5 protein-coding genes are annotated in these 7,801 nt (G+C 73.8%); 3 read left to right on the plus strand and 2 right to left on the minus strand.

Translation table 11 applies throughout. From position 1 onward, the window contains the following. On the plus strand, nucleotides 1–897 hold an 897-nt coding region (gene cofH, locus Q1N79_RS00140), incomplete at its 5' end, for a 5-amino-6-(D-ribitylamino)uracil--L-tyrosine 4-hydroxyphenyl transferase CofH (protein WP_300602540.1). A 143-nt stretch (nucleotides 898–1,040) separates the two neighbouring features. Here the strand turns inward: cofH and Q1N79_RS00145 are convergent. Both Q1N79_RS00145 and cofD read right to left on the minus strand, forming a co-directional pair. Then, nucleotides 1,041–2,366 carry a coenzyme F420-0:L-glutamate ligase gene (locus Q1N79_RS00145; RefSeq protein WP_300602543.1) on the minus strand — a complete coding sequence of 442 codons (1,326 nt, stop codon included), beginning with the start codon at nucleotides 2,364–2,366 and terminating at the stop codon, nucleotides 1,041–1,043. After that, nucleotides 2,363–3,307 carry a 2-phospho-L-lactate transferase gene (gene cofD, locus Q1N79_RS00150; RefSeq protein WP_300602546.1) on the minus strand — a complete coding sequence of 315 codons (945 nt, stop codon included), beginning with the start codon at nucleotides 3,305–3,307 and terminating at the stop codon, nucleotides 2,363–2,365. The genes Q1N79_RS00145 and cofD overlap by 4 nt, the downstream gene beginning before the upstream one ends. A 340-nt stretch (nucleotides 3,308–3,647) precedes the next feature. On the opposite strand from cofD, the gene Q1N79_RS00155 reads away from it, so the two are divergent. After that, nucleotides 3,648–3,911, plus strand: coding sequence for a WhiB family transcriptional regulator (locus tag Q1N79_RS00155; protein WP_300602552.1), 264 nt, complete (start codon nucleotides 3,648–3,650; stop codon nucleotides 3,909–3,911). A 140-nt stretch (nucleotides 3,912–4,051) separates the two neighbouring features. Further along, the coding region (locus tag Q1N79_RS00160; RefSeq protein WP_300602549.1) for a glycosyltransferase at nucleotides 4,052–7,801 on the plus strand (3,750 nt) is incomplete at its 3' end.

Genomic DNA, 7,801 nt, shown 5'->3' on the forward strand with positions numbered 1-7,801 from the left:
ATCGGCGACCGGGCCGCGGAGGCCTGGGCGGCGGGCGCGACCGAGGTCTGCATGCAGGGCGGCATCCACCCGGACCTGCCGGGCACCGCGTACTTCGACATCGCCGCCGAAGTCAAGCGCCGCTGCCCCGGCATGCACGTGCACGCGTTCTCGCCGATGGAGGTGATGAACGGGGTCTCCCGCACCGGGCTGCCGCTGCGCGAGTGGCTGGTCCGCGCCAGGGAGGCGGGCGTCGGCTCGCTGCCAGGCACGGCCGCGGAGATCCTGGACGACGACGTGCGGTGGGTGCTGACCAAGGGCAAGCTGCCGGCCGCCGACTGGGTGAGCGTGATCACGACCGCGCACGAACTGGGCATCCCCACGACCGCGACGATGATGTACGGCCACGTGGACACCCCGGCGCACTGGGTCGGCCACCTGCGGGTGATCCGCGGCATCCAGGAGCGGACCGGCGGGTTCACCGAGTTCGTGCTGCTCCCGTTCGTGCACACCAGCGCGCCGATCTACCTGGCGGGGCTGGCCAGGCCCGGCGCCACCAGGCGGGAGAACCGCGCCGTGCACGCGGTCTCCCGGCTGCTCCTGCACGGGGCGATCGGCTCCATCCAGTGCTCGTGGGTGAAGCTGGGCGACGAGCTGTGCCGGGACGTGCTCCGCGGCGGCGTCAACGACCTGGGCGGCACGCTCATGGAGGAGACGATCAGCAGGATGGCCGGCGCGGACAACGGCTCGTACAAGACGATCAGCGACCTGCGCGCGATCACCGGGCCGCTCGGCAGGCCGCTGCGGCAGCGCACCACCCTCTACGGCGAGCCCGCCCCCGAACGCCAGGCCGCCGCCACGGCCAGCGACGGCGTCTGCGCCTCGGTCCGGAAGGGCCCGCCGCTCATCGTCGGCTAGCGCCGCCGCAGCGCGCGACCAGATGCGCGACAAGATGATGAATGTGACATCCAGCCGCCTATGACCGGCTCGATGTCACATTCATCCGGCTCAGTGCGCACGGGGGCGCACCGAGTCGGGGTGCGGGTGCGGCGTCATTGGCTTCAGCGAACGATGGTGAACGCCGCGGGGTCACGCGGCGGGCGCGGCGGCGCCGGGGCGGCGGGGTGGCCGACCGCTACGGCGCCCATCGGCCGCCAGCCCGCGGGCAGGCGCAGTGCCGCCGCCGCCACGTCCTGGCAGAACAGGGCCGAAGAGATCCACGCCGACCCCAGGTTCTCCACCGCGAGGGCGACGAGCAGATTCTGCACGGCGGCGCCCATCGAGACGGTGAACATGTCCTGCTCGGCGCGGGCCCGGCGGCCGTCGGGGGCGTCGGGGTAGGCGTGCGCGGCCGAGGTCTCCAGGCAGGGGACCACGATCAGCGGCGCCGCACGCAGCGGCAGGCCGCGCCGCAGGCGGCGGGCGATCTGCTCGTCGGTGAACCCGTCGCCGCGCAGGTCCGCCGCCCACGCGTCCTGCATGGCGTCGAGCAGCGCCGCACGGGCCGCCGCCGACGACACGATCACGAACCGCCAGGGCTGGCTGTGGTGCGGCGCCGGCGCGGTCAGCGCGGCCGCGATCGCCCGCTCGACGGCGGCGACGTCGACAGGCTCGCGGCGAAACGAGCGGACCGTGCGCCGGGCGGCGAGCACGTCCGCGGCACCGAGCCGGAACATGTCCTCGGCCGCCGGGCGCACCAGCGCCCGCGCGCCCGGGCCGTCGGCGTCGGTGACCAGGGCGGAAAGGCCGCGCACGAGCGCGACGGGGATCTGCAGCGCCTTGCCCTTCACCAGGTCGCCCGCGGCGGCGACCTCGTCGGCCACGGCGGCGACCGTGACCTCCAGCGTGTTGCCGAACGCGTCCGGCTCCCCGCGGTGATCACGCAGCGGCAGCACTCCGGCCGCACCGATCGCGGTGTCGGTCTGGCCGGCCCGCCACGGCCTGCCCATCGTGTCGGTGACGACCACCCCGACGCTCACGCCCAGCCGGGCGCGCAGCGCCTTCCGCAGCCGCCGCGCCGACTCGTCCGGGTCCTCGGGGAGCAGCACCACCGTGCCTGGCGCGGTGTTCGAGGCGTCTACCCCGGCGGCGGCGAGCACAAAACCGTGCCGGGTCTGCGCGATCGTGGTCGCGCCGCGCCTGGCCACCACGCGCACCGTCTCCGCCGCGATCGCGTCGTCCCTGGTGGCGGTGACCACGCGGCCCTCGGCCTTGCTGACCACCTTGGAGGTGACCACCAGGATGTCGCCGTCACGCAGTTCCTGCCCGGCCCCGGCGAGCGCGGCGGCGATCAGCGCGCCAAGATCGTCCCCGCGCGAGACCTCCGGCATGCCGGAAAGGCCGGTGATGGCGAGGGCGGGCGCGGGCTCAGCCGGCCGGTCGCTCACGTGAGCTCCCTGGCCAGGTCGATCGCGGCCTGGGCGATGGCCGCGGTCGCGGCCAGGTCCCGCATGTACAGCGGCAGCGCGCGGACCTGCAGGCCGGCCAGCGCCGGATCGTCGGTCGCCGCCTTGTCCTGCTCGTCGACAAGCCACCCGTTGAGCAGGTCCGGCCCGTAGTGCGCGGCCACGCCAACGGCCGAGGTCCGCACGCCGATCGCGGCCAGGCACGCGTCCGCCATGCCGCGGACCGGTGCGCCGCCGATGATCGGCGACACCCCGACCACGGTCTTGGCCCCGGCCGCGTCCCTGATGCCGGGTACCGACAGGATCGTGCCGATGCTCACCACCGGGTTGGACGGCGGGAACAGCACGAAGTCCGCGTCGGCGATGGCCTCGAGCACCCCGGGAGCCGGCCGGGCGCCCTGCGCACCTGCCGCGGTGATGGCCAGCGCCGGGACCGCCGCGTGCAGCCGGACCCACCATTCCTGGAAATGCACCAGCGACCTTTCTGCGTCATCTAGCAGAACATGCGTCTCAACTTTGTCATCTGACATCGGGAGCAGCTCGACACCCGGTTGCCAGCGCTCGCACAGCCGGCGGGTCACCTCCGAGAGCGGCTTGCCCGCGGCCAGCAATTGGGTGCGCAGGATGTGGGTGGCGAAGTCACGGTCACCGAGCGTGAACCAGGAGGGACCCGCGCCGTAGGCGGCCAGCTCGTCGCGGATGCTGAAGCTCTCGTCCGCGCGTCCCCAGCCCTGCTCCTCGCTGATGCCACCGCCGAGGGTGTACATCACCGTGTCCAGGTCCGGGCAGACGCGCAGGCCGAACAGCGTGATGTCGTCGCCGGTGTTGCCGATGACGGTGATCTGGGCGCCGGGGGCCGCCGCCTGCACGCCGCGCAGGAAGCGCGCGGCGCCGACACCTCCGGCCAGCACGGTAATCCGCATGCGGACAGTGTCGCAGGTCCGCCGGCGCGATCGGCCGCGCGGGTTCGGTGTGCGCCGCAAGCGCGCTGAGACAGTGCCGAAACCGGTGGCGGGCTGGACTCGGCCATGATAAACCGTACGTGCCTCATTGATCACGCACAGTAACATCACGTGGTGCGCGGCGAATTTTTGGGGGACTTAGCTCGCAACTTGGGACAACGAGGCGGCCAATACCACCTTTTCCGCTTGACGTTAAGCGAGACACGCGGGTGTAATTTCATTGATGTGATTTCCGCCGTCACCGGTAAGGCGGCGGGCGTCAGGGGGCTCCGAGAGGGGAGGATGCGCTTTGACTGAGGTCATCGTCCCGCTAGCGCATGTCGTCGTCCGTCCGGAGGATGTCGATGACCTGGGTTGGCAGGACCGGGCGTTGTGCGCGCAGACGGATCCGGAGGCGTTCTTTCCCGAGAAGGGCGGCTCCACCCGGGAGGCCAAACGGGTCTGCCGGAGCTGCGAGGTCCGGGCCGAATGCCTGGAGTACGCGCTCGACAACGACGAGCGGTTCGGGATCTGGGGCGGCATGTCCGAGCGGGAACGACGCCGCATCAAGCGTCATGCAGGGTAACGCCCATCCGGACATCTGGCCGTAATCCTGCCGTGAACGCTAACTGCATGTATTGTTCACGCTGTCCCCGCGGGAAGTTCTGACCGGACTGCGCTGCCGCCTTGCGGGGCCGTCACGACCGCCTACCTGCGCTGGACCTCTTGTCAACTACCGCGCCACAGACCCGGCATACCGTTACCGCGATCATCGTCGCGCATGACGGTGCTCGCCTGCTGCCCGGGCTCATCCAGGCGCTGCAGGCCCAGACTTACCCGGTCGAGCGGGTCGTCGGGGTGGACACGGGGAGCCGGGACCGCAGCGGGTCCGTGCTCGCCGAACTGATCGGGCAGGACGCGGTCTTCGGCATGGACCGGGACACCGGCTACGGCGAGGCGATCGCGGTCGCGCTGCGGCACAGCGCCGCCAGGCGCACCGCCAGGACCGACCCGAACATGCGCCGGGTCGAGTGGATCTGGCTGCTGCACGACGACTGCGAGCCCACCCCGGAAACGCTCGAGCGGCTGCTGCGGGCAGCAAGCCGGGACCGTTCTGTCGTGGTGCTCGGCCCTAAAGTCCTTGACGGGTCCGACCGGCGGGTGCTCCGCGAGGTCGGCATCGCCATCGACCGGGCGGGCCGCCGCAGCACCGGGATCGAGCCGGGCGAGATCGACCAGGGCCAGCAAGACGCCAACCGTTCGGTGCTGGCGGTGGGCTCGGCCGGCATGCTGATCCGGCGGGACGCGTGGGACCTGCTCGGCGGATTCGACACGCGGCTCAAGCTGTTCCGCGACGACCTGGACTTCTGCTGGCGGGTGCAGGGGGCCGGCCTGCGGGTGCAGGTCGTCACCGACGCCGTGCTCTACCACCGCGAGCTTTCGGCCAGGAGGCGCAGGGCCGCCGAGGGAGGTGCTTCCCCGTCGGCCAGAACCGCTCAGGATCCGCGCGGGCTCGACCGGCGCAACGCGCTGTACGTGCTGGCCGTCAACCTGCCGGTGCTGACGATGATCTGGGTGCTGGCCGGCTGCGTCGCCGGGTCAGCGGTGCGGGCGGCCTACTTCCTGCTGACCAAGCAGCTGGACCTGGCCGGCGTGCAGATCTCCTCCGTCGCCTGGGTCCTCGGCCACCCGGTGCGGCTTTGGCAGGGACGGCGCCGCCGCGCCGCCGGGCGCCGCGAGGGTTATTCCGCGGTCCGTTCGTTCATCCCGCCGAGCCGCACGCTGTCCCGGCTCGCGGAGAGCATCGCGGGGCTGCTGTCGAGCGGACCGCCGCAGGCGTCGGGCGGGATGCACCAGGCGGCTTCGGCGGAACCGGAGGACGAGCAGTTCGTCGACGCGCAGTCCCCTGTCCGCAGGATCGTCGCCAATCCCGGCGTGCAGCTGCTCGTCGCGCTGCTGGTGATCGCGCTGATCGCCGAGCGCAGCCTGCTCGGCACCAGCCCGCTGGGCGGGGGGGCGCTTGTCCCGGCCTGGGGCGGCGCCGCCGGGCTGTGGCAGGAGTACCTGGAGGGCTTCCACGCCGTCGGCGTCGGCTCGACCGCTACGGCGCCGCCGTACCTCGCGGTGGTCGCGGCGCTCGCCACCGTGCTCGGCGGGCAGGCGTGGCTCGCGGTGGACGTGCTGCTGCTCGGCTGCGTGCCGCTGGCCGGGCTGACCGCGTACCTCGCTGCCCGCCGGCTCGTCACGAGCACGATCGCCCGGCTGCTGCTCGCGGCCTCCTACGCGCTGCTGCCCGTCGCCACCGGGTCCATCGCCGCGGGCCGCCTTGGCAGCGCGTTCGCGTTCGCGATGCTGCCGCTGATCGGCCTGTCCGCGGGCTGGATGCTCACCGCGCCGCCGCGCGCGGCGCGCCGGGCGGCGTGGGCCACCGGCTTGCTGGTGGCCCTGGCGGCCGCGTTCGCGCCGCTGGTCTGGTTGTTCGGCGCGGCGTTCGCGGTCGTCGCGCTGGCAGCAAGGCGCTGGCTGTGGCCGGTGCGTCCGGTTGACGCCCTGATCGTCGTGGCCACCCCGTTCGCCGTGCTGTTCCCGTGGTCGCTGCACCTGCTGACCACCCCGTCCGCCTTCTTCGCCGACGCGGGCGTGCAGCAGCCCGGGCTGAGCACGGCCGGGCTCAAGCCGTCCGCGCTGCTGCTGCTCAGCCCGGGCGGACCCGGGCTGCCGCCGGCCTGGGTGACCGCGGGAATCGGGCTCGCCGTGCTCGCCGCCGTGCTCCCGCACCGGCGCACCACGCTGACCGCCGCGGGCTGGTGCGTCGCGGCCGCGGGTTTCCTCGGCGCGCTCCTGGTGAGCCGGACAACCAGCACCCCCGCCGGAGGCGGGCAGGCGGTCACCGGCTGGCCTGGCGTGGCGCTGGCGGTCGCGGCGCTCGGATTGCTGCTCGCCGCGGCGCCCGCCGCCGACTGGCTGGCCAGAGCCGGAGCTGGCCGTGGCTGGACGCGCAAGCTGCTGGCCGGTGCCGCCCTGGCCGCGGCGGCCACCGCGCCCGTGCTCGCCGCCGGGTACTGGGTGAGCGACGGCGTGCGCGGCCCGGTCGGGAGCGTCACTTCGCCGATCCTGCCCGCCTTCGTGTCCGCGTCCTCAACCGGCGGCGCGCAGTACCGGACGCTGGTCCTGCGGCAGGACGGCGCGGTGCTTGATTACTCGGTCGTCCGGCAGAGCGACCCGATCCTCGGCGCGCCCGAGCTGACCGGCTACACGCCGGCCGAGCAGGCGCTCAGCCGGGTGGTGGCGGCCCTCGGGGCGCCTGACGACGCGGACGCCGGTGACCCGGGGCTGCAGCTGGCCGAGTTCGGCATCAAGTGGGTGCTGCTGCCCGGACCGGTCGACCCGGCGCTAGCCCAGCTGCTTGACACGTCGGTCGGACTGCTGCCGCTGAGCAAGGCGCCGGCCTACGACCTGTGGCAGGTGACGGGGCCGGTGGCGCGGGTCCGGGTCATCGCTCCCAACGGCACCGTGACCACGCTCGCGTCTCAGCCGGTGGGCATGAGCGCGGTGAGCGCCCCGGCCTCCGGCGGCACGCTGCTGCTTGCCGAGCCGTACGGCGGGTGGACGGCGACGCTCAACGGTGTCGCGCTTAAGCCGCTCGCCGCCCCCGTCGATGGCTGGGCGCAGGGCTTCGCGCTCCCGGCCGGCGGCGGCAAGCTGGCCATCACCAGGAACAACCTGGCCCGCGACCTGAGCCTGATAGCCGAGCTCGTCGCGCTGCTCGCGGTGTGCATGCTCGCGCTGCCGGGCAAGCGAGCCGACCCCGCGGCGGAAGCCGAGGCGCTGGCCGCCGTCCGCGCCGCCCAGCACAGCAGGCGCGCCGCGCAGCGGCCAGGGCGGTCGGTGCGCGCCGGACTGGCCGGCCGCGGCGCCGCGCTCGGCGCCGGGCTCGCCGGGCGGGCCACCGGACTCGGCGTGGGCCGCAGGCGAGCGGCGGCGGCCGCCCCAGAAGCCGACGCGGGAGAGAGCGTGCTGGCTGGCTCGGGAGTTGGCGTCCTCGGGGAAGCCGGGGCGGCCGACCAGGCGGCGCAGTGGAGCCGGCCTGGCCAGTGGGAACAGGCGGGGGAGTGGGACGACGACGGCCAGCCGGACGACGGTGGCCATTGGGACGACGGCCAGTGGGACGCCAGCGGCCATCATGGTGACGGCGCCCGGTGGGATGACGGCGGTCAGTGGGATGAGGGCGATGGTCCCGATGACGGCGCCCAGTGGGACGACGACGCTGGCCCGGGTGACGGTACCCAGTGGGACGACGGCGGGGCGCGTGACGTGCCCGCACGGCTGACCGGCCCGCAGCCGGCGGGGTCGTGGGAAACGGGCCCGCGGCGGCCGTGGCAGACGGGCCCGCAGCCCGCGCCGGCCTGGGAAACCGGCCCGCAGCCCGCCCGGCTGACCGGGCCGCAGCGGGCGTGGCCGACCGGTCCGCACGAG

Origin of the sequence: Trebonia sp. (assembly GCF_030042015.1) — a bacterium.
Lineage (GTDB): Bacteria > Actinomycetota > Actinomycetes > Streptosporangiales > Streptosporangiaceae > Trebonia.

Coding starts and splice junctions, on each gene's coding strand:
- cofD (WP_300602546.1), bottom strand. CDS start 3,307: ATGCGGATTACCGTGCTGGCCGGAGGTGTCGGCGCCGCGCGCTTCCTG.